At 67.9% G+C, this 24,210-nt stretch carries 26 protein-coding genes; 13 read left to right on the top strand and 13 right to left on the bottom strand.

Features of this window, described 5'->3' with window-relative positions:
• Positions 1-2: 2 nt before the first annotated feature.
• From ACP7A5_RS13260 to ACP7A5_RS13250, 3 genes are all read left to right on the top strand, one after another.
• Positions 3-197, top strand: coding sequence for a DUF2093 domain-containing protein (locus ACP7A5_RS13260; protein WP_426042399.1), 195 nt, complete (start codon positions 3-5; stop codon positions 195-197).
• Positions 194-1,054: a M23 family metallopeptidase gene (locus ACP7A5_RS13255; protein ID WP_426042349.1), complete on the top strand. Its 861-nt coding sequence runs from the start codon at positions 194-196 to the stop codon at positions 1,052-1,054. Before ACP7A5_RS13260 ends, ACP7A5_RS13255 begins: the two co-directional genes overlap by 4 nt.
• Positions 1,055-1,141: 87 nt before the next feature.
• Positions 1,142-1,675, top strand: coding sequence for a response regulator (locus tag ACP7A5_RS13250; RefSeq protein ID WP_426042348.1), 534 nt, complete (start codon positions 1,142-1,144; stop codon positions 1,673-1,675).
• A 250-nt stretch (positions 1,676-1,925) separates the two neighbouring features.
• On the opposite strand, the gene ACP7A5_RS13245 is transcribed toward ACP7A5_RS13250, so the two are convergent.
• Together ACP7A5_RS13245 and ACP7A5_RS13240 are read right to left on the bottom strand one after the other, a co-directional pair.
• On the bottom strand, positions 1,926-2,873 hold the full coding sequence (locus tag ACP7A5_RS13245) for a lysophospholipid acyltransferase family protein (protein ID WP_426042347.1): 948 nt from the start codon (positions 2,871-2,873) through the stop codon (positions 1,926-1,928).
• Positions 2,863-3,633 carry an SDR family NAD(P)-dependent oxidoreductase gene (locus tag ACP7A5_RS13240; protein WP_426042346.1) on the bottom strand — a complete coding sequence of 257 codons (771 nt, stop codon included), beginning with the start codon at positions 3,631-3,633 and terminating at the stop codon, positions 2,863-2,865. Before ACP7A5_RS13240 ends, ACP7A5_RS13245 begins: the two co-directional genes overlap by 11 nt.
• Before the next feature lie 109 nt (positions 3,634-3,742).
• Here ACP7A5_RS13240 and ACP7A5_RS13235 point away from each other — a divergent pair, with 109 nt between their 5' ends.
• Together ACP7A5_RS13235 and ACP7A5_RS13230 are read left to right on the top strand one after the other, a co-directional pair.
• Positions 3,743-5,017: an EAL domain-containing protein gene (locus ACP7A5_RS13235; protein WP_426042345.1), complete on the top strand. Its 1,275-nt coding sequence runs from the start codon at positions 3,743-3,745 to the stop codon at positions 5,015-5,017.
• A gap of 122 nt (positions 5,018-5,139) precedes the next feature.
• A complete protein-coding gene (locus tag ACP7A5_RS13230; protein ID WP_426042344.1) occupies positions 5,140-5,871 on the top strand; it encodes a hypothetical protein in 732 nt (243 codons plus the stop codon).
• A gap of 48 nt (positions 5,872-5,919) precedes the next feature.
• Here the strand turns inward: ACP7A5_RS13230 and ACP7A5_RS13225 are convergent, their stop codons facing one another.
• The 3 genes from ACP7A5_RS13225 to lspA form a co-directional block, all read right to left on the bottom strand.
• Positions 5,920-6,369, bottom strand: a complete 450-nt coding sequence (locus tag ACP7A5_RS13225; protein ID WP_426042343.1) for a PaaI family thioesterase — start codon at positions 6,367-6,369, stop codon at positions 5,920-5,922.
• A 201-nt stretch (positions 6,370-6,570) separates the two neighbouring features.
• On the bottom strand, positions 6,571-7,137 hold the full coding sequence (locus ACP7A5_RS13220) for a DUF3035 domain-containing protein (protein ID WP_426039241.1): 567 nt from the start codon (positions 7,135-7,137) through the stop codon (positions 6,571-6,573).
• A 58-nt stretch (positions 7,138-7,195) separates the two neighbouring features.
• A complete protein-coding gene (gene lspA / locus ACP7A5_RS13215) occupies positions 7,196-7,723 on the bottom strand; it encodes a signal peptidase II (protein WP_426042342.1) in 528 nt (175 codons plus the stop codon).
• A 79-nt stretch (positions 7,724-7,802) separates the two neighbouring features.
• Between lspA and ACP7A5_RS13210 the strand changes: the two genes are divergently transcribed.
• Genes ACP7A5_RS13210 through ribF form a run of 3 tightly spaced genes read left to right on the top strand, consistent with a single transcriptional unit; the run spans position 7,803 to position 10,157 of the window.
• Positions 7,803-8,672 carry a TIGR01459 family HAD-type hydrolase gene (locus tag ACP7A5_RS13210; protein WP_426042341.1) on the top strand — a complete coding sequence of 290 codons (870 nt, stop codon included), beginning with the start codon at positions 7,803-7,805 and terminating at the stop codon, positions 8,670-8,672.
• Between the two features lie 41 nt (positions 8,673-8,713).
• Positions 8,714-9,166 (top strand): MaoC family dehydratase, encoded by a 453-nt coding sequence (locus tag ACP7A5_RS13205; protein ID WP_426042398.1) that lies wholly within the window; start codon positions 8,714-8,716, stop codon positions 9,164-9,166.
• 13 nt (positions 9,167-9,179) lie between these two features.
• Positions 9,180-10,157: a riboflavin biosynthesis protein RibF gene (gene ribF, locus ACP7A5_RS13200; RefSeq protein ID WP_426042340.1), complete on the top strand. Its 978-nt coding sequence runs from the start codon at positions 9,180-9,182 to the stop codon at positions 10,155-10,157.
• On the opposite strand, the gene ACP7A5_RS13195 is transcribed toward ribF, so the two are convergent.
• Genes ACP7A5_RS13195 through ACP7A5_RS13175 form a run of 5 tightly spaced genes read right to left on the bottom strand, consistent with a single transcriptional unit; the run spans position 10,145 to position 12,756 of the window.
• Positions 10,145-10,780 carry a zeta toxin family protein gene (locus tag ACP7A5_RS13195; protein ID WP_426042339.1) on the bottom strand — a complete coding sequence of 212 codons (636 nt, stop codon included), beginning with the start codon at positions 10,778-10,780 and terminating at the stop codon, positions 10,145-10,147. The genes ribF and ACP7A5_RS13195 overlap by 13 nt on opposite strands.
• On the bottom strand, positions 10,758-11,000 hold the full coding sequence (locus ACP7A5_RS13190; RefSeq protein ID WP_426042338.1) for a hypothetical protein: 243 nt from the start codon (positions 10,998-11,000) through the stop codon (positions 10,758-10,760). The genes ACP7A5_RS13195 and ACP7A5_RS13190 overlap by 23 nt, the downstream gene beginning before the upstream one ends.
• Before the next feature lie 42 nt (positions 11,001-11,042).
• Complete coding sequence (locus tag ACP7A5_RS13185) at positions 11,043-11,612, bottom strand: DUF3828 domain-containing protein (RefSeq protein WP_426042337.1); 570 nt, start codon at positions 11,610-11,612, stop codon at positions 11,043-11,045.
• Positions 11,612-12,199 (bottom strand): DUF3828 domain-containing protein, encoded by a 588-nt coding sequence (locus tag ACP7A5_RS13180; RefSeq protein WP_426042336.1) that lies wholly within the window; start codon positions 12,197-12,199, stop codon positions 11,612-11,614. The genes ACP7A5_RS13185 and ACP7A5_RS13180 overlap by 1 nt, the downstream gene beginning before the upstream one ends.
• Positions 12,196-12,756: a DUF3828 domain-containing protein gene (locus tag ACP7A5_RS13175; protein ID WP_426042335.1), complete on the bottom strand. Its 561-nt coding sequence runs from the start codon at positions 12,754-12,756 to the stop codon at positions 12,196-12,198. The genes ACP7A5_RS13180 and ACP7A5_RS13175 overlap by 4 nt, the downstream gene beginning before the upstream one ends.
• A 227-nt stretch (positions 12,757-12,983) precedes the next feature.
• Between ACP7A5_RS13175 and ileS the strand changes: the two genes are divergently transcribed.
• Entirely contained in the window at positions 12,984-15,914 is a 2,931-nt protein-coding gene (gene ileS / locus ACP7A5_RS13170) for an isoleucine--tRNA ligase (RefSeq protein WP_426042334.1), read from the top strand.
• Between the two features lie 384 nt (positions 15,915-16,298).
• Here the strand turns inward: ileS and ACP7A5_RS13165 are convergent, their stop codons facing one another.
• Positions 16,299-17,225, bottom strand: a complete 927-nt coding sequence (locus ACP7A5_RS13165) for a hypothetical protein (RefSeq protein WP_426042333.1) — start codon at positions 17,223-17,225, stop codon at positions 16,299-16,301.
• A 274-nt stretch (positions 17,226-17,499) separates the two neighbouring features.
• Between ACP7A5_RS13165 and ACP7A5_RS13160 the strand changes: the two genes are divergently transcribed.
• From ACP7A5_RS13160 to ACP7A5_RS13150, 3 genes are all read left to right on the top strand, one after another.
• On the top strand, positions 17,500-17,958 hold the full coding sequence (locus ACP7A5_RS13160) for a RidA family protein (protein ID WP_426042332.1): 459 nt from the start codon (positions 17,500-17,502) through the stop codon (positions 17,956-17,958).
• Positions 17,955-19,112, top strand: a complete 1,158-nt coding sequence (locus ACP7A5_RS13155) for a GNAT family N-acetyltransferase (RefSeq protein ID WP_426042331.1) — start codon at positions 17,955-17,957, stop codon at positions 19,110-19,112. Before ACP7A5_RS13160 ends, ACP7A5_RS13155 begins: the two co-directional genes overlap by 4 nt.
• A gap of 61 nt (positions 19,113-19,173) precedes the next feature.
• Entirely contained in the window at positions 19,174-20,793 is a 1,620-nt protein-coding gene (locus ACP7A5_RS13150) for a M20/M25/M40 family metallo-hydrolase (RefSeq protein WP_426042330.1), read from the top strand.
• Here the strand turns inward: ACP7A5_RS13150 and ACP7A5_RS13145 are convergent.
• Together ACP7A5_RS13145 and ACP7A5_RS13140 are read right to left on the bottom strand one after the other, a co-directional pair.
• Positions 20,678-21,406, bottom strand: coding sequence for a DUF4287 domain-containing protein (locus ACP7A5_RS13145; RefSeq protein WP_426042329.1), 729 nt, complete (start codon positions 21,404-21,406; stop codon positions 20,678-20,680). The genes ACP7A5_RS13150 and ACP7A5_RS13145 overlap by 116 nt on opposite strands.
• 62 nt (positions 21,407-21,468) lie before the next feature.
• Complete coding sequence (locus ACP7A5_RS13140) at positions 21,469-21,819, bottom strand: hypothetical protein (protein WP_426039226.1); 351 nt, start codon at positions 21,817-21,819, stop codon at positions 21,469-21,471.
• Between the two features lie 120 nt (positions 21,820-21,939).
• Between ACP7A5_RS13140 and mutL the strand changes: the two genes are divergently transcribed.
• Entirely contained in the window at positions 21,940-23,781 is a 1,842-nt protein-coding gene (mutL, locus tag ACP7A5_RS13135; RefSeq protein WP_426042328.1) for a DNA mismatch repair endonuclease MutL, read from the top strand.
• Positions 23,782-24,210 lie beyond the last annotated feature (429 nt).

Here is a 24,210-nt window from a genome sequence, read left to right as displayed (position 1 = left end):
CCATGACCTCCGTCCCCTCCCCCGCGACCCTCCACTACGGCGACGGCGAGTTCGCCGTACTCAAGCCCGGCCCCTTCGTCCTGTGCGCCGTCTCCGGACGGCCGATCCCGCTCGAGATCCTGCGTTACTGGTCCGTGGAGCATCAGGAACCCTATTTCGGTCCGGCCGAAGCCCTGTCCCGGATGGTCGATCAGTGACGCCTTCGCGGCGCGGCCTGATCCTGGGCGCCGGCGCCGCCACCCTCTCGGGGCCAGCCTTCGCCGATCCGTCCGACGGTCTCGCCCTGACCGGCCGTTTCGTCCAGGGCGGGTTCGCCATGGGGCGGGCGGAGCCGCGGGCCATGGTCTTCATTGACGGAGAAGCCCTGACCACCGCCTCCGCGGCCGGCCTGTTCATCGTCGGCTTCGACCGGGACGCCCCGCCGTCGGCCCAGCTGGAGGTGCGCGGCCAGGGCCGCGTCGCCCGCCGCACCCTGTCGATCGCGCCCGGGACCTTCCCCTCAACCCGCATCAACGGCCTGCCCCCGTCGACGGTGGAGCCCTCGGACCCGATGCTGCTCGCCCGGATCCAGGAAGAGATCGTGCTGAAGACCGAGGGCTTCGCGAGCCGCGTTGACGCCGACGACTTCCGTTCCGGCTTCACCTGGCCGCTGGACAGCTATCGGGTGACCAGTCTGTGGGGTTCCCAGCGCGTTCTGAACGGCACGCCCGCCCGGCCGCACTACGGCATAGACCTGGCCGCACCCGCCGGTTCTCCGATCCGGGCGCCGGCGGACGGCGTCGTCACCTTCGCCCGCGCCGGCATGCATTTCGAAGGCGGCCTGACCCTGATCGACCACGGTCAGGGCCTGATCACGGCCTACCTGCACCAGTCGCGCATCGACGTCCTGCCGACCCAGCGAATCACCCGCGGCGACGTCATCGGACGGGTCGGAATGACGGGCCGCGCCACCGGGCCGCATCTGTGCTGGCGCATGAAATGGCGCGATCGGAACTGTGATCCGTCTCTGATGATCGGTGAATCGGCTCCGGAAACGGCTTACACGAGCGGCTAAGCTTTCATTCCGCGTGGACCTTGCTGATCTTTCCCCGTAGAATTAATAATTAGACCGCCGTCGGGGCGGCCTCGGCCCGATCACCAAATGTCCGCCCTTCAATCGCTCAACGTCCTGCTGGTCGACGACAACCAGCACATGCGAGCCATCACGTCCGCCATTCTCCAGTCCGCTGGAATCCGCAATATCCGCGAGGTGTCCGATGGCGCCATGGCGCTCGACGTTGTGCGCGACCATCAGATCGATCTCGCCATCGTCGACTTCAACATGTTCCCTCTGGACGGAGTGGAGTTCACCCGCCTGGTCCGAAACAGCCCCGACAGCGCCAACCCCTATCTGCCGATCATCATGATGACCGGCCATTCGGAGAAGCATCGTGTGGTTGAGGCCCGCGACGCCGGGGTGACGGAGTTCGTTGTCAAGCCGATCACCGCCAAGGCCGTGTTCGATCGCATCCAGGCCGTCATCATGCGCCCGCGCCCCTATGTGAAGACCGACGACTACTTTGGCCCGGACCGTCGGCGGACCTCGAGTGTCGCAAGCTACAAGGGTCCGCGCCGTCGTTCGACCGACGTTGCGGAAGACGCCTCCACGAACACCGACGGTTCCGGCAAGGTCTGACGCCTCGGTTCGGGGCCCTGTCGCGTTTCAGTTCCGCGATCTTGCGAGTCTCTTTGCATCTCAGCCGATAGTCAAAACGGCAAATAAACCGAAGTGGCGCGATACGCAGACAGCGCGCCAATATTCGCCACCATCGCGAAATCGTATTGCCGGAAGTAGTTCATCCGTCTGACCGTCGCTCTTGAATTAAGCTTGGCCCTGCCACCCCAAAGCTATTCGGTCGAACCCGCATCAAGACGTCAGCGCGCTGTTACTCGGCGTCTTCCAACTCCCGATAAACCCGGTCCGGCCACCGCTTGTGGACCCAGAACCAGTCCACCGGATGCTCTCGCACCCGCTCCTCGACGAAGCGCGTGATAGCCTGCACCCCCCGCACGATGTCGCCCGTCCGGTCGCCGGTCCTGGCCAGTTCGATCGGCGCGTGCGCCGTGACCCGGAACCGTACGCCCGGCAGCCGCACCACCGACATCGGCTGCAGCACCGTGCCGAACCGCAGCGCCAGCCGACTCGGCCCCGGCGCCGCGTTCACCGGCTGGCCGAAGAAGGTCACTTCCGGCCCTTCCGAAAATTTCTGGTCATTCATCAGGGCGACGCTCTCGCCGCGCGCCATCCCGGCCAGCAGCTCACGCGCCCCGTCCCCGCCCTTGGGGGCGAACAGCTTCACCCCGTACCGGGCCCGCGCCGCGATGATCTGGGCGTCGACATAGGGGTTGTTGGCCGCCCGATAGGTCACCTGCACCGGCACGCCCGAGGCAACCAGAACCGCGGCCATCGTCTCGATATTCGCCATGTGCCCGGACACGAAGACCACCGGCTTGCCCGAGGCCCGGATCGCCTCGAGCCGTTCGGCCCCGACGATGTCGATCCGCCCCGACGCCGGGGTCAACCGGTCCATCACCGCCGTCTCGGCGAAGGTTCGCCCCGTCTGTTCCCACTGTTCCAGGGCCAGCCGTCGCCGCTCCTCCTCGCCTATCTCGGGGAAGGCGATCCGCAGGTTCCGCAGCACCGTCTTCTGCGTCCCCGTGAGGGGGCCGAGCGTCCGCAGCACCCAGCCGCCGAAGTTCGACGCCGCTTCCAGGCCGATCAGCCGCATCAGGCCGATGAAGCCGGCGAACAGCGCCGCCTCCAGCCGCCAGATCAGGTCCTGACGAAGACCCGGGCCCCCGGCGCCCCGGCCCTTGCTGGCCTCACCAGGCAATCGTCAGCCCGCCGTCCACCACCAGGGTCTGGCCGTTCACATACGAGCCCGCCTTCGAGCACAGATAGACGGCCGTGCCCGCGATCTCGTCCGGCTGGCCGATGCGCTTCATCGGGTTCGGCTCGACGGTCACTTTCAGGACCTCCTCATTCTCCCACAGATAGCGGGCGAAGTCGGTCTGGATCAGGCCCGGCGCGATACAGTTGACCCGCACGTTCGACGGCCCCCACTCGACGGCCAGGTTCCGCGCCAGCTGCATGTCCGCCGCCTTCGACACATTGTAGGCGCCGATCAGGGCGTTGCCGCGCAGGCCGCCGATGGACGAGATAATCACGATCGCCCCGTCCTTCCGTTCCAGCATCTGCGGGGCGACCATCTGGGTCAGCCAGTGGTTGGCCAGCACATTGTTGTGGAAGATTTTCTCGAACTGCTCGTCGGCGATCCCCGCCATCGGCCCGGCATAGGGGTTGGACGCCGCGTTGCAGACCAGGATGTCGATCTGGCCCCAGGCGGCGTTGGTCTCGTCGACCAGCCGCTGCAGGTCTTCCTTGGAGGCGATATTGGCCGGGATCGCCATCGCACGGCCCTCCCCGTACCTGCCGTTGATCTCCTGCACGACCTCCTCGCAGGGGCCGGCCTTGCGCGACGAGATGACCACCCTGGCCCCGTGCTCGGCCATCCGCTCGGCGATGGCCTTGCCGATGCCCTTGGACGAGCCGGTGATGACGGCGACCTTGCCGGTCAGATCGAACAGTTCCATGCGTATCCCCTGTTTCGGCGTGGTTTCTTTGGCCCACACCCTAGCTGTTTCGTCCTGATACCCCGATACTCGGGCGATTCCATCCGGGAAGTCGGACTTCACCGTTCCCATGCGCGCACTGACCAACGGCTTCCTGTTCTTCGGCTACGTCTTCCTGGCGATGACGGTCGGCGCCTTCCTGTGGCGCGCCGGCCTCGGCATCGGCCCGGGCGTGGCCGCGACGCTCGGCGTGCTGGGCGTCCTGACGGCGATCCACGCTATCTTCACCGGCATCGGTGAACGCAAGGCCCTGCGCACCGAGATCGGCCAGGTCCGCGAGGCCCACCGTTTGCTCGCCGACGCGCTGGAGCAGACCCAGACCGCGCTCGGCGACCTCGCCACCGCCATCGAGGCCGGCGCCCTGTCGCGCACCGATGAACTCACCGGCGAAGTCCGCATGCTGGAAGACCTGATCCAGCAAATGAGCGTCTCCATCGACCAGCGCCTGTCGGTCACCCCCATGGTCGCTCCCGACAGTGTCGAGGCCCGCCGTCACTACCAGTCGAACCTGCTGCTCAAGACCGTCCACGACGCTCTCTCGGAGAACCGCGTCGACCTCTATCTCCAGCCCGTCGTCACCCTGCCCCAGCGCCGCACGGTCTTCTACGAGAGCTTCACCCGTCTGCGCGACTCGACGGACCGGGTCATGATGCCGGCCGAATACCTGTCGATCGCCGAGGGCGAGGGTCTGGTGCCGGCCATCGACAACCTGCTGCTGTTCCGCTGCGCCCAGATCGTGCGCCGCCTGGCCCGTCAGGACCGCAAGGTCGGCGTCTTCTGCAACGTCGCCCTGTCGTCCCTCGGCGACGAGACCTTCTTCCCGCAGTTCCTGGAGTTCCTCAGCGAAAACCGCGACCTGAACCAGGCCCTGATCTTCGAACTGGGTCAGGCGACTTTCGACGCCCGCGGCGCGGTCGAGGCCCGCAACATGGCCAAGCTGGCCGACCTCGGCTTCCGCTTCTCGATCGACAAGGTTCAGACCCTGGACCTCGATTTCAACGACCTTCAGCGGTCCGACGTCCGCTTCGTCAAGGTGGCCGCCGACCTGCTGATCGAACAGCTTCTGGATCTGGACGGCGGCTCGCCGATCCCGTCCCTGCGCGACATCCAGGCCGCCGACTTCGCCCAGCTGACCCGCCGCTACGGCATCGAGGTCATTGCCGAGAAGTGCGAGTCGGAACGCCAGATCGTGGACATTCTCGAGCTCGACATCTCCATGGGCCAGGGCCACCTGTTCGGCGAGCCGCGCGCCATCAAGGAAGCTGTCCTCGCAGAGACCGACCCGCCCGCCGACTTCGTGCGGTCGACGCTGATCAGCGCAGAGAAGCGTCGGCGGTACGCCTGACTTTGGTCCGGTGAGGGGACGTTTCGTCGCACCACGGGAGCCATGGCAAGCGCCGCTACGAACGTGCAGTGTGCGAGCCGAAACGGGGGTCGAACGCCGATCTCCCGACGCCCGGATGCACCATGACACCGATCAGAAACCTGGCCCTCATTCCTGCCGTGCTGGCGATGCTCGGCGCATGCTCTGCCCCCGAGCCCACACCCCCCGTTGAAGAGGCGACCGTCGCCGCCCCCAGCACCGTTCGGGTGCGCGGCACGGTCCAGTCCCTGGCGGGCGATACGATGACGGTTCAGACCTGGGACGGCCGGACGGTCTCTGTCCCCGTCGCAGCGGACACCCGGTTTATCTGGGTCGTATCGTCAAGCCTCTCGACACTCCAGGACGGCGATTTCGTCGGCACCGCTACAACGGGTCCGAAGACGGCCCTTCGAGCGGTCGAACTGGTGATCTTCCCCGAACCGATGCGCGGCGCCGGCGAGGGCCACTATGCCTGGGACACGCCGGGCGTTGTCGCATCAAGGGGCGCCACCCCGGCCGCGTCGAGCGCCATGACCAACGGCACGGTCGCAAGTCAGAGCGCCATGACCAACGGCGCCGTCGAGAGCCAAAGCATGATGACCAACGGGACGGTCGCCAGCAGCGAGTCTTCGTCCGGCGGCCGCATGCTGACCATTTCCTACGAGGGCGGCACGGCCAACGTCACCATTCCCGAGGGGACGCCGATCGTACGGTTCGAACCTACCGAACGGGCGTCATTGGCGGTCGGACAGAAGGTCTATGCCGTCATACCGGCGGGTGCGACCACGGCCGGGTTCCTGGCGATGGGCAAGGACGGCGTCGTTCCGCCGATGTAGCCCGCCATCCGCGCTGTTCGGGTCGGCAACGACCATGGTCCGGGCTGGCTACTTCGTCTCCATCACCAGACAGGTGGAGGTCGCGGTCGCATAGAGTTTGCCATCCACCCCCTTCAGGTCCGCCTCGGCGAAGCCTGCGCGCCGTCCGATCTGCACGATCCGCCCCTCGGCCTTCACCGTCACGCCCTCGGTCAGGGCGCGGTGGAAGACCGTCTTGATCTCCAGCGTCGTATAGACCTGTCCCGGCCTCAGCATCGAATGCACCGCGCAGGCGCAGGCCGAGTCCAGCAGGGTCGCCATCCAGCCGCCGTGCACCGTGCCGATGGGATTGTAGACCGCCCGCGTCGGCGTCCCCTCGAACACCACCCGGCCTTCCTCGACCTCGGTCAGCCGATAGTCGAGGGTCTTCGCGATCGGCGCGGCGTTGTCGTCGACCTGGAACCCGAGCCTCAGTTGTTCGACCCCGGACAGGTGGCTCAGTGAGCGAAGATCAGTCATGCGAAGGGTCCCGGGGAGAAGTCCGTCTGCAATAAGGACTGTCCAGCGGATTACGCAAGCCAATCCTCCCCCGCTGGGGGAGGTGGCGCGGCGCATCTTCGCGCCGTGACGGAGGGGGTCGGCCACACATGCCGGCGTCTGGGTCAGCCCCCTCCACCGCGAAAACGCGGTCCCCCTCCCCCGATGGGGGAGGAATAGGTCCTACAGACCCGGCAGTTTGAACCCGCCCGAGCGGCGCGGCGCGATCACGATCGAGTTCTGCGTGCCCGTCAGCGCCTGCAGGCGTGCGTTCTCGCTGGCGGCGTCGATGGTCACCGCCCCCTGGGCTGTCTGGGTCTGGGTCGGGGCCTGAGAGGCCGAGTCGTCGCGGCGCCAGAACAGGATGCGGTTGGCGAAGCTCTCTTCCTTGTGCGCCAGGTCTCCGAACTCGTCGTCGATGACATAGCGGGCCAGCGGGTCGGCGCGGTCGGCGCCGGCGGCGACCACCAGGGCCTGTTCGCCCGGGGTGCGCGTGATCGCCTGACGCTGGCCCAGCAGGATCTGGCGGGCGGCGCTTTCGGGGGCCAGTTCCTGCGGGCGTGGCTGGCCCGGCGCAGGCGGACGCAGCCCGTATTCCGGCGGCACGGTCAGAGGGGCCGAGGCCACGGTCAGGAACTCGTCCGGCACGACCTTGGTCAGGCCGATGGACTGGCGCAGGCCGCCACAGGCGGTCAGGGCGACGGCCGAGACGGCGATGGCGGACACGGTCAGGATACGGGCAGTTCGCATGGGTCGGTTCGGCTCCGGCGCAAAACCTGCGCTCTGGACAGCAGGAAAGAGCGGGTGATTACGCCTTTTCGTGGGCCGCGCCAACGGCCTGCTTCCGCTCCGACACCACACTGTCGATAATCAGCAGCAGAACGCCGATGGTGATAGCGCTGTCGGCGATGTTGAAAACCCACGGAAACACGCCGGTCCCCGAGAAATCGATGAAGTCCACGACATAGCCGTACTGGATCCGGTCGATGGCATTGCCGATCGCCCCGCCAATGACCAGGCCGATGGCTGCGACCAGGGTGCGGCGCTCCGCCTTCAGCGCCCACCACGCCAGCGCGCCCGCCACGATGATCGAGAAGACGCTCAACGCCCAGCGCGCTTCACCGCCTCCGAACAGGCCGAAGCTCACACCGGTGTTGCGGACCATGGTGATGTTCAGGATGCCCGGGATCACCTCGGCGAACAGATAGCCGGAGGGGATCATGGCCGGGTCAGACACATCGGCGGATCCAAGAACCCACGCCTTGGTCAATTGGTCCATCACGATGACGAACAGGGCGAAGCCATAGGCCGCCCGGGCGATGCGAGGGATTTTCATGCGCGTCCGGTTAGCAGGACATGGTCGCGCCGCCAAACCCTCGCTTCACCCTTTCGACCTGACACGTTAGTCACGCGCCATGACCCAGCCCCACGCCCTCCCCAGCCTCAGCGCCGTCGCCGCCGACTACGACATCCTGCTGTGTGACGTCTGGGGCGTGATCCACAACGGCCGCGAAAGCTGGCCCGAGGCCTGCGAGGCCCTGACGAAGTTCAATGAACAGGGCGGCCACGTCGTGCTGATCTCCAACTCGCCGCGCCCGGCCTCCGACGTCATCGCCCAGCTCGACGGCCTCGGCGTGCCCCGCGACAGCTGGAAGGCCTTCGTCACCTCGGGCGACGCCACCCGGATGGAACTGGCCCGCCGTGCGCCCGGCCCGGCCCTGATCATCGGTCCCGCCCGCGACGACATCCTCTACGAAGGCCTGGACCTCCAGCGCGCGACCAGCGTCGCCGACGCCGCCTTCCTGTCGGTCACCGGCATGATCGACGACGAGACCGAGACGCCCCAGCACTATGTCGAACAGCTGTCCGAGGCCGCCGCCCGCGATCTGGAGCTGATCTGCGCCAACCCCGACCGCATCGTCCAGCGGGGCGACAGGATCATCTACTGCGGCGGCGCCCTCGCCGATGTCTACGAATCGCTCGGCGGCCGGGTCACCATGGCCGGCAAGCCCTACGGCCCCATCTACGCCCTGTCCCTCGCCGAGGCGGAAAGCCTCATGGGTCGCCCGGTCGACCGCTCCCGCGTCCTCTGTATCGGCGACGGCGTCATCACCGACGTTCTCGGCGCCAACCAGCAGGCGCTCGACTGCCTGTTCATCGCCCAGGGCATCCACGGGGACGCTGCGCGTGGCGACGACGGCCGGATCGATCTGGTCCGGGCTCAGGCCCTGCTGACCGCCGAAACCGCCTACGCGCGCTACGCCGCCCTGGACCTGAAGTGGTAGTTCTCGCCAAATCGGCGAAGCGCGTCTAACACCGCCACATGATTACCGGACCTCACCCCTCGGGCGGCTACATCCTCGAAGAACTCGAGCCCGGCATGGTGGCGGTCAAGGACGTGACCATCACAGAGGACCGCATCCAGCAGTTCGCCGAGGCCTCGGACGATTTCAACCCTGTCCACATGGACGAGGCATTCGCTTCGAAGACGGCCTATCGCGGGCGGATCGCCCACGGCCTGCTTTCGGCCTCGTTCGGTTCGGCCGTCGTCGGCACCATTCTGCCCGGGGCCGGCGCCATCTACCTCAGCCAGTCTCTTGCCTTCCACAAGCCGGTCCGGATCGGCGACGTGGTGACCGCGAAGATCACCGTGGCCTCCGTCGATCCCGAATCGGCCCGCGTCATCCTGCGCACCGAAGGCTATGTCGGCGACGAGATGATCATGGAGGGCGAGGCCACGGTGCGCGTGCCCCGCCGCCGCCGTCCCGCCAAGGCCTGATCGAGGCCAGGCCGTGCCCATCGACATCATCCGCGACTGGCGCGACCTGCCCGCCTCGCAGCGAGGCGCCGCCGCCGCGCTCGGCGCCTTCGATGGCGTCCATAAGGGCCATCAGGCCGTTATCGCCTCGGCCCGCATCGCGGCCGACCGCCTCGGCGCGCCCCTGGCCGTCGTCAGCTTCGACCCGCATCCACGCCGCTGGTTTCAGCCCGACGCCGCCCCCTTCCGCCTGATGACGCCCGGCCAGATGGCCCGTGCGCTGGAGCCTCTGGGGGTGAGCCGCCTCTACCTCCTGCCCTTCGACGTCGGCATGGCCGCCATGTCGGACGAGGCCTTCGCCGTCGACGTGCTTGCCGGCCGGCCTCAGGCAGCGCAAGGCGCGGCACGCCGCAAGGATGGCCTGGGTCTGGCCCACGCCTCGGTCGGCTTCGACTTCACCTACGGCAAGGGCCGCACCGGTTCGCCCGACTCGCTGGCCCGCATCGGCCGCCAGTTAGGCTTCTCGGTCGCGGTCACCGAACGGATCGACGACACCGGCGGCCTGAAACTGTCGTCCAGCGCCGTGCGCGAGGCCCTGAACGCCGGCGACATGGCCCGCGCCGCCGCCATCCTGAGTCGGCCCTTCGCCATCGAGGGCGAGGTCGTCCACGGCGACAAGCGCGGCCGCACCATCGGCGTCCCGACCGCCAACGTCCGCCTCAGCGACTACATGCGCCCCGCATACGGGGTCTATGCCACCCGCACTCGCCTGCCCGACGGCCGCGTCATCGACGGCGTCGCCAACCTGGGCGTCCGCCCCATGTTCGAGATCGCCGAGCCCCTGCTCGAGGTCTGGCTGTTCGACTTCGCGGAGGACCTCTACGGCGAGACGGTCGAGACCGAGCTCGTCGCCCTGCTGCGCGGCGAAATGAATTTCGACGGACTCGACGCCCTCAAGGTCCAGATCGACGCGGATGCTGCGGCGGCGCGAACGGTGCTTCAGTCGTCGTAGATATCGCGGAAGCCGGGATCGTGCCCATCCACGGCGTCGATCATCTCGTCGGGCAGCCGGTCGTAAAGCACCATCTCCTGCCCGCGTCTGGCCAGCACGCGGCGCGGCGTCGCGTCTGAGTTGTCGTAGACATCGACCCGGTCGGCATGGGTGAAGAACCATCCGAACTGCTGGAACGAACGAAGGCGGCGGCTGCGAATCTTGTCTTCCGGGACGTCATGCCCGCCCTTCTGAACTCGCGTGCGGACCCGTTTGATGTTGAGTTCGACGCTGTCGAGGAAGACGTAGATCAGGTTGATCGAGAACCCCCGGCTACGGGCATGTTCAACCAGTTTCCGGTACTTGTCGGTGGACAGGACGGTTTCCACCCCGATCGTCTGGTGCGTGTCGATCGAGGCGTAGAGCCACCTCTCGATGCGTTCCACAGACAGCCTGTTGGCGGCTGTCGCCTCCACGCCTTCCGTCGCTGCGATCCGTGCGGTCAAAAGGTCCGGATTGATGATCCACACTGACCCGACGAGTTCATCAACGGTCGCGGCCCCATAGGCGCTGCTCTTTCCCGACCCATTGGGTCCGGCGATGATCCAGAGCGACGGCGGGTTAGTCGTCGGCGCCGACGCCATCGGCCGATCCGAACAGCCGCTTGTTGTCGCGACGCGCCGCCTCGACGTTCTTGGTGAAGACATACAGGAAGTCCTCCCCGAAGGTCGCGCTGTTCGCGTCGATGGAACGGACGGTCACCTTCTCGCCGTTGGCGGCGGTGATCCGGCGCAGGGTGACGCCCTTCGGCTTCTTGCCGGCGCGGCGGCCTGTCTCGGAGCGGACCATCGTAATGTCGGTCATGACCTCAATATCGGCCCTCGCCCGCCCTTTGACAACCTTCCCTCACCCCGCCGCCTCGGCCACCGCCATCAGTGTGTCGTGCAGCGAATCCGTCCCGTCCACGATGTCGTCGACCTTCCAGTTCGGCCCTTCGCGGACCAGCTTGAGCTTGAGGGTCTTCGGCTCTCCCATGTTGGTGAAGGCGACATTCGCTTCGGCGGTGTTGGCGTCCGCCTGGGCGACCGCCGTGGCTGTGACGACGAAATCGCCCTGGTCCTGGCAGACGCAGAAGGGGTCGTAGTTCAGGGTCGGAACCTCGCCGTTTGCGGCCCGGAAATCGGCGCCGATCAGGGCGTTCATCGTGCGCGAGAACATCGGGTCCTGCCCCGGCGCCGGCTGCTCGCCTTGCGGCCCGCCGTTGACGTACTGGGCGTAGATCGTCCGAACGAGGGCCTCGGGCCCCTCGCCGGCGGCCGCATAGACCTGGTCGCGCGACACCGGTCCAGTCGCAGCCGTCGCACCGGCAGTTGCGGAGGCCGACGCCGTAGCATCGCCGTCCGGCGCCCTGGCCGCCTCGGGTGAACAGGCCATCAGCGCCGAGGCGGCGCAAACAAGGCTCAGGGTCCGGGTCATCAGTTGGCTCCTGCGGCGTTTTCAGCCCGCCGTTCGGCGATCCAGCGGGTCATGTCCTGAACCAGCGGCGGTTGCGGGAATTCCTGCGTCTGATCGTGCTGGATGTCGTCGATTTTCCAGCCTTCCCCTTCGCGCACAAGGTTGAAAGTCTGGCGCACCGTCGACACCGGTTGGGCCAGGGTCCATTCCAGCAGAACGGTCGCGTCTGCCCTGTCGGCGCCAGTCGGCGTCACGGTTACGGTCCTCAGCATCATGCCGCCGTCATCCTGGCAGGCGCAGATCGGGTTCGCTTCGAAATAGGCGTACTCGCCCGGATTCCCCAGCGCCTCGGTCTCGGCGATCAGGCCCCCCGTCCGTGCGGACCAGATCGTGGGTTCCTCGACTTCGGGCGCGTCCGGATCCTCGTTCCGCACGGCCGTTCCGCCCTGCTCGGTCAGGTAGAAGGACCGAACGAAGGCCTCGGGCGTCTGTTCGGCTGTTGCGGCGGCGGCCGGCGCCGTATCCGTCGGCTGGCCGGGAGGGGCGCACGCAGCCAGGACAAACGCGAGGGCGGCGAGCGCCAGCCCCGTATAAAAGGTGCGGCTCATTGGTCTTCCTCCGGCATGGCCTTGATCTCGGCGGTCGAGGCGATCAGCCCCTCGACCATATTGGGCTCGCCCGCCAGCATATGGCCGGCGCCCCAGACGATGTCGTCGACCGCCCAGCCGCCATCCTCGCGGACCAGCTTCAGCGTCTGGCGCACCGTCTCCGGCGGTTCGCCGTTGACGAACACCACAGCGGCGTCGGCGCTGTCCGGCCCCGTCCGGGTGACGACCAGCGAGGTCACCTGCAGCTTCAGCCAGTCCTGGCAGGCGCAGATCGGATCGGCGCCGAGATAGCCCACGCCCTGGGCCGCCTCGAAATTTTCATCCCAAAGCGCCTTGGTCCGCGCGGACCAGACCGCGTCGGTCCGGCCCGACTGGACGTTGGGATCGTCGTGATAGGACGCATAGAGCTCGCGCACGAAGGCCTCCGCCCCTTCCGCCTGAGCCGGCGTCGCCGCCGCCGCCGCCGCCGCCGCGCTCTCGGCCGGTTTCGCCTCGCAGGCCGCCAGCGGCGCGCCGATCAGCACAGCGCAAACCACGCTCGCCAGTTTAATGCGCATCGATGTTCCCCTCCACGGTCTCCCCGCTTGAAAGCGACGTTACCGCAAGCCTGCGCTTTTCCCAGCCCCCGCGCCCTGATAGGAACCGACGATGGACGCGCGCCGGATCATTCTGATCGAGATTAGCCGCCCGGCGTAGCGCCGACGGGGCTTCACCGCCTCCGCGCCCGCCGGGATCGCCAGCCGACCTCACCCCGACGCCCACACGCTTGCCCGAGACTGATCCCATGGCCGACGACGCCCAGACCCCCGATTCTCCGACCGCCCGCGACTACCGCGAGACCGTCTTCCTGCCCGAGACGCCCTTCCCCATGCGCGGCGGCCTTCCGCAAAAGGAGCCGCTGATCCTGGAACAGTGGGGCGACCTCTATTCGACCCTGCGCGCGGAACGGCAAAAGCAGAACGCCCCGCTCTACGTGCTCCACGACGGCCCGCCCTACGCCAACGGCGACATCCACATCGGCCACGCCCTGAACAAGACGCTGAAGGACTTTGTGGTCCGTTCGCGCTTCCTGCTCGGCTACGACGTCGACTTCGTGCCCGGCTGGGACTGCCACGGCCTGCCGATCGAGTGGAAGATCGAGGAACAGTACCGCGCCAGGGGCCGCCGCAAGGACGAGGTCTCAAAGGCCGAGTTCCGCGCCGCCTGTCGCACCTACGCCGCCGGCTGGATCGAGGTGCAGAAGGCCCAGTTCCTGCGCCTCGGCATCACCGGCGACTTCGAGAACCGCTACGCCACGATGGACTATTCGGCCGAGGCCTCCATCGTGAAGGAATTCCACAAGTTCAAGAACTCCGGCCAGCTCTATCGCGGCTCCAAGCCCGTCATGTGGTCGCCGGTCGAGCGTACCGCCCTGGCCGACGCCGAGATCGAATACCACGACCACGTCTCGCCCACGATCTGGGTCAAGTTCCCGGTCATCGCCGCGACCGACGACCACCCCGACGACCTGCTGGCCTTCCGTCACCAGACGCCGTCGATCGTCATCTGGACCACCACCCCCTGGACCATCCCGGCCAACCGCGCGATCAGCTACGGCCCCGAAATCGCCTATGGCCTGTATGAGGTCCAGTCGATGGAGACGGGCCTGGAGTTCGAGCCATGGGCCAAGCCGGGCGACCGTCTGGTCCTGGCCGACAAGCTGGCCGAGGAGGTCTTCAAGGCGGCGAAGATCGCGACCTGGACCCGGCTGGACGACATCAACCCGTCCGGCCTCGTCGCCGCCCACCCGCTGGCGGAGTTGGACGACGGCTATCGCTTCAACGTGCCCCTGCTCGACGGCGACCACGTCACCGACGACGCGGGCACGGGCTTCGTCCACACGGCGCCCGGCCACGGCGCCGACGACTTCGAGGTCTGGAAGGCCCACGGCCATCATGAGGTGCCCGACACGGTCGACCCGGACGGGGCCTACTACCCCTCCGTCCCCCTGTTCGCCGGCCTCAAGGTGCTGGAGACCGAGGGCAAGAAGACCGGCAAGTTCGGCAGCGCCAACCCCGCCGTCATGGACAGGCTGATCGAGGCAGGGACCCTTTTGGCGCGCGGCCGGCTGGAACACTCCTACCCCCACTCCTGGCGCTCCAAGGCCCCGGTCATCTTCCGCAACACGCCCCAGTGGTTCATCCGCATGGACCAGGCGCTGGACCACGCCGACGGGGCGACCCTGCGCGAGACGGCGCTCGCCTCCATCGACCAGACCGACTTCCACCCGACCGCCGGCAAGAACCGCATCCGCTCGATGGTCGAGGGTCGCCCAGACTGGCTGGTCAGCCGCCAGCGCGCCTGGGGCACGCCTCTGGCCATGTTCGTCGACAAGCACACGGGCCAGCCGCTGCACGATCCTGAGGTCGACGCCCGCATCGTCGCCGCGATCGAGGAAGGCGGCGCCGACGCCTGGTACACCCGGCCCGACACCGACTTCCTCGGCCTGCACGACCCGGCCAACTACGAGAAGATCGAGGACATCCTCGACGTCTGGTTCGATTCCGGCTGCACCCATGCCTTCACGCTGGAGACCCGCGACCCCGCCCACGGATACGTCGGCGACCGCCCCAGCCACTGGCCCGCGAACCTCTATCTCGAGGGCTCGGACCAGCATCGCGGCTGGTTCCAGTCCAACCTGCTCGAAGGCTCCGGCACCCGCGGCCGCGCCCCCTATGACGCCGTCCTGACCCACGGCTTCACCCAGGACGAGAACGGGGAGAAGATGTCCAAGTCCAGGGGCAACACCACCGACCCCGCCGTCATCATCAAGGAATCCGGCGCGGACATCCTGCGCCTGTGGGTCGCCTTGGTGGACTATGCCGAGGACCAGCGGATCGGAAAGCAGATCCTCCAGACCACGGTCGACGCCTATCGCAAGCTTCGGAACACCATCCGCTACCTGCTGGGCGCCCTGGCCGATTTCGACGAGGCCGAACGCGTCGACTACGCGGACATGCCGCCGCTGGAACGGTTCGTCCTGCACCGACTGTGGGAGCTCGACCTCCAGGTGCGCGGCGCCTACGAGACCTATCGTTTCCAGGACGTCGTCCGCCCGGTGCTGGAGTTCTGCGCCGGCGACCTGTCGGCCCTGTATTTCGACATCCGCAAGGACAGCCTCTACTGCGACCGCCCCGACACCATCCGTCGTCGCGCGGCGCGCACGGTGATGCATGAGGTGTTCATCCGCCTGACCGCCTGGCTGGCCCCGCTGACGCCCTTCACCATGGAAGAGGCCTGGACCACGCTTTACCCGGACGCGGGGACGAACTGCGCGCGGGTTATCCCGGAGACGCCCGATCAGTGGCGGAACCCGGAAGAGGCGGCGCGCTGGGCTTCGGTGCAGTCGGTGCTGGAGGTCGTCAATGACGCTCTCGAGGGCGCCCGTCGCGAGAAGACGATCGGTGGGGCGCTCGACGCCTGGCCGACAGTCACCGGGCCGGCCGGCGCCTTCGCGGCCTTTGCGGACCTGGACGCCGCCGAGGTGTTCCGCACCTCAGGCGCCGAATTGGCGGAAGGCGGCGACACCATCACGGTCTCCATCGCGCTGGCGGACTACCCCAAATGCGCCCGCTCCTGGCGCCGCGTCCCCGAGGTCGGCTCCGACCCGCAATACCCCGACCTCTCCGCCCGCGACGCCGACGCCGTGCGGTGGTGGGACAGCAAGCACGGCTGAGGGCGCCCCTCTCCCCTTGCGGGAGAGGGAGACCGCGCACGGCGGCGGAGCCGTCGTCCTCGCGCGGTCGGGTGAGGGGTGACACCGGCGGCGGGAATGAGCGGATCGAGCTCAGACCTTCGAGGTCGGCGTAACCCCTCATCCGACTTCGCTTCGCTCAGCCACCTTCTCCCGCAAGGGGAGAAGGAAAACGTCCCATACCCATCAACGGACGCCCGAATTCGCCGAACGAATTCAACGCCCGGCTCTAACGAAAGGCCTTTTACCCATCACGGTGCGAAACGGCCGTAAACTGTCGCGCTCATTCAAGGAAGCGCACAGCACACCCCCAACCCGCGCGACTCTGTCGACCCTGTCGACTCTGTTTTTGGAGTCGCGCAGCCTTCAGGCCGCCTCGGCCATCGCCATCGCGGCCTTGCGCTGTTCCGCCCACGGAATCAGCGTCGATTTCGGCCAGGCCACCAGCCACGAGCTCGGCGTATATTCGCCGCTGTCGATCAGCGCCTTCCGCGTCGGCGAGGACGCGCTGGCCCGTTCCGAATGGATCGGCGCCGGGCCCTGATGGATGATGAAGGCCCCGCCCTTGAGCGGATTCAGCCTCAGATAGGCCAGACGCGGGCTGATGGTCTCCAGCGGCGGATCGTAGAACCAGCTCGAGCCGATCATCCCGGCCAGCTCGGGCCGTGTCTTGCAGATCGCCGCGGCCGTCGCCCACGCCCGGTCCCAGCCGGCCTCGTTGAAATCGGCCAGCTGGCGGCTTTCGGTGTGGACCTCGAGCCAGGGCTTCTTCCAGCCCTGGGCCCGCACATAGGAAACCAGCTGCGACCAGCCATGGCCCTCGCGCCCGTTCCGCACCACCTGGCCGGGCCCCATGGGCGACGACAGGTCGATGGTCTGGGTCAGGGCGCCCGGCACGCTGAGCACCAGGGCCATCCGCACGTCCTTGGCCCAGTGATCCGGGTCATAGGCCGCATCCGTATCGGCGGCCGCCGTCAGAAACTCGGCCATCTTGTCCATCCAGTAGGGATAGAGCTCCATGACCTCGCCCGGCAGGGCCGCCTGTTTCGCCCGCCCGGGCAGCTCCAGCGCCCAGGTTGCGACCAGGGCCCGGCGCATCGCGTCGGTGGCGTCATCGCCCATCGCCTTGTCCGCCGCGTGCGCCGGGAGGTCGAAGTTCCAGTGCGAGGCCGAGGCGACGGCCGGATCCACGGCCTCGACCGAGGCGATATCGACCCGCGTCCGCTCTTCGGCGGTAAGGCGGGCCCGGATGGCCTTGAAGGCCTCGATCTGGTTTTGGGTCAGCGTTTCCATGCGCCGATACTGGCACACGCCGGTTGGCGAAGACTTAAAGCCGCCAGTCTCCTCCCCATTCGCCGCTTGGCGAATGGGGAGGTGGATGCGAGCTCTTCGCGAGCAGACGGAGGGGTTCTGGACAGCGGCAAGTACCCCTCCCGTCGTCGGGCCATATTCGGCCCTTCCTCCACTCCGCTGCGCTCCGAGCCACCTCCCCATCGCTACGCGACAGGGAGGAGACGTGAAGTCCGACAGCAGCTAAACCCCGCGCAACACCTATATGGAGCCCGACATGTCCATCACCGCCCGCCTCGCCGAACTCGGCATCGACCTGCCCCAGCCCGCCGCGGCCGTGGCCAACTACGTCCCGTTCGTGCGCACCGGCAACCTGGTCCACATCTCGGGCCAGCTGTCGAACGACGCCTCGGGCGGCCTCAAGGGCACCGTCGGCGAGGACGTCACCCCGGAACAGGCCAACGCCGGCGCCCGCCTCTGCGGCATCAACCTTCTGGCCCAGCTGAACGCCGCGCTCGACGGCGACCTCGACCGCGTCGTCCGCGTCATCAAACTGGGCGGCTTCGTCCAGGCGGGCCCCGGCTTCACCGCCATTCCGGCCGTCATCAACGGCTGCTCGGACCTGATGGCCGAGGTGTTCGGCGACGCCGGACGTCACGCTCGCTCGGCCGTCGGCGTCTACCAGCTGCCGCTCGGCTTCGCCGTCGAGGTGGACGCCATCGTCGAGGTGCGGTGAGCCCGCAGCCCGAGTTCACACTCCACGTCCATGACAGCCTCGCGGCCAGCGGTCGCGAGGCCTGGGACGCCTGCGCCGCCCCGACCGGCGATCCCTTCGTCTCGTTCGACTTCCTGCACGCCTGCGAGGCCTCCGGAAGCGCCGTCGCCAGTCAAGGCTGGGGGCCGCGGCACCTGACCCTGATGGGGCCCGACGACACCGTCCTCGGCTGTATGCCCCTCTATCTGAAAGGCCACAGCCAGGGCGAATACGTCTTCGACCACGCCTGGGCCGACGCCTACCAGCGCGCCGGCGGCCGCTACTATCCCAAGCTGCTGGGAGCCGTCCCCTTCACCCCCGCCACCGGCCCCCGCTTCCTGCACGCTCCGGGCACGGACGAGGCGACTGTCCGCGCCGCACTGATCCAGGGCGCCCTGACCCTGACCGAGCGGCTGGGCGTGTCGTCCCTGCATGTGAACTTCCCGACACAGCCAGAATGGTCGGCCATGGGCGAGGCCGGGATGCTGCGTCGCCAGGACATGCAGTTCATCTGGAGGAACGAGGGCTACCAGACCTTCGACGACTTCCTCGCCGCCCTGTCGTCCAACCGCCGCAAGACCATCCGCCGCGAGCGCCGCGACGCCCGGGCCGGCCTGGACATCCGCGTCCTGACCGGCGCCGACCTCACGGAGGCCCACTGGGACGCCTTCTTCGAATTCTATCAGGACACCGGCGCCCGCAAATGGGGCCGCCCCTATCTGACCCGCGAGTATTTCAGCCTGATCGGCCAGACGATGGCCGACCGCATCGCCCTGGTCATGGCCTTCCGCGACGGCGCGCCCATCGCCGGCGCCCTGAACTTCATCGGCCGCGACGCTCTCTACGGCCGCCAGTGGGGGGCGCTGGAAGAGGTCCCCTTCCTGCATTTCGAGCTCTGCTACTATCAGGCGATCGAGTTCGCGATCGCCCACGGCCTGTCCCGCGTCGAGGCAGGGGCCCAGGGCGAGCACAAGATGGCGCGCGGATATCTGCCCTCGCCCGTCTACTCGGCCCACTACATCGCCGACCCGGCCCTGCGCGGCCCCGTGGCCCAGTATCTCGTGCAGGAAAGCGCGGGAGTGGAGGCCGAGATCGCGGCGATGACGGCGGAATACTCGCCCTATCGGACCGCCTGATTGCCATGGGTCGCCTTGGCGCGTCATATCCCGAAACCCTGATTTCCGTCCTGGAGCGCCCATGTCCCGTCTGCTGATCCTTTTGGCCTCGGCCGCCCTCGCTCCTCCGCTCGCCGCCGCTCCCGCCTCGGCCCAGTCCGTCGATCGCGTCGCCGTCAACGGCATCCTCGACCAGGGGCTGAATCACTCGCAGGTGATGCAGACCGCCGCCCACCTGACCGACAACATCGGCGGCCGCCTGACCAACTCCCCGGCCATGCGCGAGGCGGAGACCTGGACCCAGCAGCAGTTCCGCGACTGGGGCCTGTCCAACGTCCGCACCGAGGGCTTCGAGTTCGGTCGCGGCTGGTCGATCGTGCGCTCCAGCGCCCGGATGACCGAGCCGCGCGTCATCGACCTGCGCGCCATTCCCATCGCCTGGACGCCCGGCACCAATGGAACGATCAGCGCCGCTGTCGTCGTCGCCCCCATGACGAGGGTCGCCGACTTCGAACGCTTCCGGGGTCAGCTGCGCGGCAAGATCGTCATGGTCACCCAGCCCAACACCGGTTCGGAGCCCGCCGAGGCGCCCTTCCGACGCCTGACCGTCGAACAGCTCCGCAGCGGCAACGTCTATGTCCAGCCCCAGTATTCCCCTGCCGCCATCGAACGTCAGCTGGACGCCCCGAACTTCGCCGTCGCCCTGGACGACTTCCTCGCCGGGGAAGGCGCCCTCGCCTTGGTCCGCATGTCCGCCCGCGACGGCGGTCTGCTGCACGGGACCGGCTCCGGCTTCCGCGTCGGCCAGACACCCAGGGTTCCCGGCATGGAGCTGGCTGCCGAGGACTATCGCCGCCTCGCCCGCCTAGCCCGCACCGACACCCCGCCGACCCTGGAGCTGATGAGCGAGGTCCAGTTCCACGACGACGACATCAACGCCTACAACGTTCTCGCCGATATTCCGGGTACGGACCGTTCGGGTGAATACGTCATGGCCGGCGCCCACCTCGACAGCTGGGTCGCCTCCGACGGCGCCAGCGACAACGCCGCCGGCAGCGCCGTGGTCATGGAGGCCGCCCGAATCCTGATGCAGCTGGGTGTCCGTCCGAAACGCACCATCCGCTTCGCCCTGTGGAATGGCGAGGAGCAGGGCCTGTGGGGCTCTCTGGCCTATGTCGATCAGCATCTGGCGACGCGCGCCCCCTCGACCGACCCAAGGCTGGCCGGTCAGCCGAACAACCGCACCTGGCGCAACCGTTGGCCGATCCAGCCGCGCGAGGGCCATGGCGACCTGACCGCCTATTTCAACATCGACAACGGGTCGGGCCGGATCCGCGGCATCAATGCCGAGGGCAATGTCGCGGCCGCGCCCATCTTCCAGGAGTGGCTGGCCCCGTTCGCCAGCCTGGGCGCCTCGACCGTCTCCCTGCGCACCTCGGGCGGCACCGACCACGTCTATATGCAGACCGTCGGCATCCCGGGCTACCAGTTCATCCAGGACCCGCTCGACTACGACAGCCGCATCCACCACACCTCGGTCGACAGCTACGACCACCTGAAGCCGGACGACCTGCGTCAGGCGGCGGTCATCCTGGCCAGCTTCCTCCTGAACGCCGCCAACCGCGATCAGCCCCTGCCCCGGATGCCGGTCCCGACCCAGCCGACCCCGAGCGATCCGTTCGAATACCTGCCGGCGGAGTGATCTTGATGAGGCGGAGGTTTCGGCTTCCGCCTGATCCCCGCTCGGCCGCCGCCGCGAACAGTCGTGCAATCTCGCCGTCCACGGCTGCGGGATCGTCCAGCTCGACCGTGGCGCTCAGCCGTTCGGACCAGCTTTCCTTGCGCGCCGCGGGCGACAGGCGCGCCGAGGCTTCGGGTTCCAGCTTCAACCCCAGCAAGGCCCGCCCGCTCTTCTGCGGTCGCATGGCCGCGAACTGCACGGCGCGACTGAACGCGGTGTAGCCCTTCCGTTGGCCGGAAATGACACCCTCAACCCCGGAGGCGACCGCCTCGACGGCCTCGAGGATGGCCAGAGACCCGGCCGCCTTCCACAGAGCCGCACGCAATTCCGCCGGCTCATCCCAGCCGGGACCGCCGCCCGGGTTGAAGGCGCCGAGAATGTGGGAGCCGTGGTTCTGGCCCACCCCATGCTCGGCCCTCAGCCACGCCAGCTGGGCGCGCGGAGCCGTCTCGGGGCAGGTCTTCATGATCTCAACCCAGGCCTCCAGCGTTCGGCCGCTCCAGGTCTCGAAATTCGCGTTCACCGTGGCGAACCATTTCTGCTGACGCTCGGTCAGCTGGGGGCCGGGCTTCATCCGCTTATCCCACAATTGGAAATGGCCGGGACTTTCGCCCCGGCCGTCGCCGACAGTCAGTTTCAGCCGCCGTCGTTGAGGTTCAGCGACTCGCCGTTGATGGCGCAGAAGTCGACACCCATGACGATCAGGTCGGGGGTGTCGTCATCGAACACGACCTTGATGTCGTATTCGCAATCTTCGAGGCCGTCGTCGATGGTGACCTGGACGCTGTCGCCGCTGCCGACGACCTGGTCGCCCAGGATGTCTTCTTCCCAGTCGTTAGTCGACGGGATGGAGATGAACAGCTGGACGACGACCTCGCTGGTGCCGTTGTTAAGGGTGAAGTCCAGCGGGCCGGTCTGGGCCGAGGCGCTGGAGGCGACGAAGGTGAAGGCGAGCGCAGCGGCCGCCGACAGGAGTTTGATGGTCATGAACAGGTCTCCCCAGGCCCGATGCGGACCCTGGCGCCTATGGCTACACCGGTTTTCGCAGCGAGCAAGCCACGCAATCTGACGACCTCGCGCGCATTCGGCGCTAGGATCGCGACTCCCATGCCCATCCGCCGCCTCCCGCCCGAGACCGTCAACCGCATCGCCGCCGGCGAGGTGGTCGAACGGCCGTCCAGCGCCATCAAGGAGCTGGTTGAGAACGCCCTCGACGCCGGGGCGACCCGGATCGAGATCCAGGCCGACGGCGGGGGCCTGTCGCGGATCCTGATCGCCGACGACGGCCACGGCATGGCCCCGGACCAGCTGGCCCTCGCCGTCGAACGCCATGCGACCTCCAAGCTGGAGCCCGACGACGCGGGCGACGTCGACCTGTTGCGTATCTCGACCCTGGGCTTCCGCGGCGAGGCCCTGCCCTCCATCGGCTCGGTCGCCCGCCTGACCATCACCAGCCGCGCGAAAGACGGCGACGCCCACCAGATCACGGTCGAGGGCGGCGACCAGCGCCCGGTCGCCCCCGCCAGCTTCCCCGGCCCCCACGGCGCCCGGGTCGAGGTCCGCGACCTGTTCTACGCCACCCCGGCCCGGCTCAAGTTCATGAAGTCCGAGCGCTCCGAGGCCATGGCCATCTCGGAAGAGATCAAGCGCCAGGCCATGGCGCATGAGGGCGTCGCCTTCACCCTCGCCCTCGACGGCAAGACCACCCTGCGCCTGCCCGCGGAACATCCCGGCGATGAGGGCCGGCTGAAGCGGCTCGCCGCCCTGCTGGGCCGTGACTTCGAGGCCAATGCCCTGCTGATCGACCAGTCCCGCGAGGGCATACGGCTGTCGGGCTATGCCGGCCTGCCGACCTATTCGCGCGGCAACGGCGGGCACCAGTATCTGTTCGTCAACGGCCGCCCGGTGCGCGACCGCCTGCTGCAGGGGGCCCTGCGCGGGGCCTATGCCGACTTCCTGGCGCGGGACCGGCATCCCGCGGCGGTGCTGTTCCTCGAGATCGATCCGCTGTTCGTCGATGTGAACGTCCACCCGGCCAAGGCGGAGGTCCGGTTCCGCGATCCGGCCCTGGTGCGCGGTCTGATCGTCGGGGCGTTGAGGCACGCCCTCCACGCCGCCGGCCACCGTGCCTCGACGACCGTCGCCGACAATGTGCTGGCCGGGTTCACGGCGCACACGGGCCCGGCCTGGAGTCCGTCGTCTCCAACCGCCCGGGGCTTCAGCGGCTGGACCGGCTGGGAGCGGCCTGTCGCCGCCAATCAGGACATCCCGGGCCTGTCGGAGATGTCCGTCCGCGTCGAGGCCCCGCCCGCCGACTTCCAGCACTGGCCCGAACAGTCCGGCGCGCCCAACCCCGCCGATCCGATCGACCAGCCGCTGGGGGCCGCCCGGGCCCAGGTCCATGGGACCTATATCGTCGCCCAGACCCGCGACGGCATCGTCGTGGTCGACCAGCACGCGGCCCACGAACGGCTCGTCTACGAACGGATGAAGGCCCAGATGGCCGAGGGCTCGGTCATCCGCCAGGCCCTGCTGACGCCCGAGGTCGTCGAGCTGGACCCCGCCGAGGCCGACCGCGTCCTGGCCCGCGCCGATGAGTTGGCGGAACTGGGCCTGATCGTCGAACCCTTCGGCGGCGGGGCCGTGCTGGTGCGCGAGACGCCGGCCCTGCTGGGCGACACCGACGTCCAGGGGCTGATCCGCGACATCGCCGACGACCTGGCCGAACACGGCGCGGCCCTGGCCCTGTCGGAACGGCTGGGGGAGGTCTGCGGCACCATGGCCTGCCACGGCTCGGTCCGCGCCGGCCGCGTCCTGTCGGCGCCCGAGATGAACGCCCTGCTCCGCCAGATGGAGGCCACGCCCCACTCCGGTCAGTGCAACCACGGCCGCCCGACCTATGTGGAGCTGAAGCTCAACGACCTTGAGAAGTTGTTCGGAAGACGTTGAAAACGCTTGTTCGGCCCTCGGCGGCCGGGGAATTGGACTCTGAAAAACACCGTTCAAAGAGTCCAATGAGTCCATTCAGTCCGATGCGCCCGCCAGCGCTGGCGATGGTCGATCCTTTCCGGACTGCCTCACTACACACCAGTATGGGGCCGTTTCGGAGGGTGATGGGTAAAAGGCCTCTCGTTAGAGCCGGGTCTTGATTTCAAAGGTGGATTCGGACGATCCGTTGATGGGTATGGAGCATTGACCCTCTCCCCTTGCGGGAGAGGGCTTGAGCGCCTGCGAGCATCGCGAGCGGACTTGCGCGAAAGGGTGAGCAACTGTGTTCGTCATCGGGTTGCGGTTCTCCATTCGGAGCGGTCGCGGACGATGGCGTTAAGCAGGGTCATGAGCTTGTTGATGAGGGCGACGAGGATGACCTTGCCGGGT

This window comes from Brevundimonas sp. TWP2-3-4b1 (genome assembly GCF_049897665.1).
Lineage (GTDB): Bacteria > Pseudomonadota > Alphaproteobacteria > Caulobacterales > Caulobacteraceae > Brevundimonas > Brevundimonas subvibrioides_B.
Note: the sequence above shows the minus strand (reverse complement) of the source record. Positions and strands in the feature narration are given on the sequence as shown.

Coding starts and splice junctions, on each gene's coding strand:
- ACP7A5_RS13260 (WP_426042399.1), top strand. CDS start 3: ATGACCTCCGTCCCCTCCCCCGCGACCCTCCACTACGGCGACGGCGAG.
- ACP7A5_RS13250 (WP_426042348.1), top strand. CDS start 1,142: ATGTCCGCCCTTCAATCGCTCAACGTCCTGCTGGTCGACGACAACCAG.
- ACP7A5_RS13240 (WP_426042346.1), bottom strand. CDS start 3,633: ATGGAACTGTTCGATCTGACCGGCAAGGTCGCCGTCATCACCGGCTCG.
- ACP7A5_RS13235 (WP_426042345.1), top strand. CDS start 3,743: ATGCGCGCACTGACCAACGGCTTCCTGTTCTTCGGCTACGTCTTCCTG.
- ACP7A5_RS13230 (WP_426042344.1), top strand. CDS start 5,140: ATGACACCGATCAGAAACCTGGCCCTCATTCCTGCCGTGCTGGCGATG.
- ACP7A5_RS13225 (WP_426042343.1), bottom strand. CDS start 6,369: ATGACTGATCTTCGCTCACTGAGCCACCTGTCCGGGGTCGAACAACTG.
- ACP7A5_RS13220 (WP_426039241.1), bottom strand. CDS start 7,137: ATGCGAACTGCCCGTATCCTGACCGTGTCCGCCATCGCCGTCTCGGCC.
- lspA (WP_426042342.1), bottom strand. CDS start 7,723: ATGAAAATCCCTCGCATCGCCCGGGCGGCCTATGGCTTCGCCCTGTTC.
- ACP7A5_RS13210 (WP_426042341.1), top strand. CDS start 7,803: ATGACCCAGCCCCACGCCCTCCCCAGCCTCAGCGCCGTCGCCGCCGAC.
- ACP7A5_RS13195 (WP_426042339.1), bottom strand. CDS start 10,780: ATGGCGTCGGCGCCGACGACTAACCCGCCGTCGCTCTGGATCATCGCC.
- ACP7A5_RS13190 (WP_426042338.1), bottom strand. CDS start 11,000: ATGACCGACATTACGATGGTCCGCTCCGAGACAGGCCGCCGCGCCGGC.
- ACP7A5_RS13185 (WP_426042337.1), bottom strand. CDS start 11,612: ATGACCCGGACCCTGAGCCTTGTTTGCGCCGCCTCGGCGCTGATGGCC.
- ACP7A5_RS13180 (WP_426042336.1), bottom strand. CDS start 12,199: ATGAGCCGCACCTTTTATACGGGGCTGGCGCTCGCCGCCCTCGCGTTT.
- ACP7A5_RS13175 (WP_426042335.1), bottom strand. CDS start 12,756: ATGCGCATTAAACTGGCGAGCGTGGTTTGCGCTGTGCTGATCGGCGCG.
- ileS (WP_426042334.1), top strand. CDS start 12,984: ATGGCCGACGACGCCCAGACCCCCGATTCTCCGACCGCCCGCGACTAC.
- ACP7A5_RS13165 (WP_426042333.1), bottom strand. CDS start 17,225: ATGGAAACGCTGACCCAAAACCAGATCGAGGCCTTCAAGGCCATCCGG.
- ACP7A5_RS13160 (WP_426042332.1), top strand. CDS start 17,500: ATGTCCATCACCGCCCGCCTCGCCGAACTCGGCATCGACCTGCCCCAG.
- ACP7A5_RS13150 (WP_426042330.1), top strand. CDS start 19,174: ATGTCCCGTCTGCTGATCCTTTTGGCCTCGGCCGCCCTCGCTCCTCCG.
- ACP7A5_RS13145 (WP_426042329.1), bottom strand. CDS start 21,406: ATGAAGCCCGGCCCCCAGCTGACCGAGCGTCAGCAGAAATGGTTCGCC.
- ACP7A5_RS13140 (WP_426039226.1), bottom strand. CDS start 21,819: ATGACCATCAAACTCCTGTCGGCGGCCGCTGCGCTCGCCTTCACCTTC.
- mutL (WP_426042328.1), top strand. CDS start 21,940: ATGCCCATCCGCCGCCTCCCGCCCGAGACCGTCAACCGCATCGCCGCC.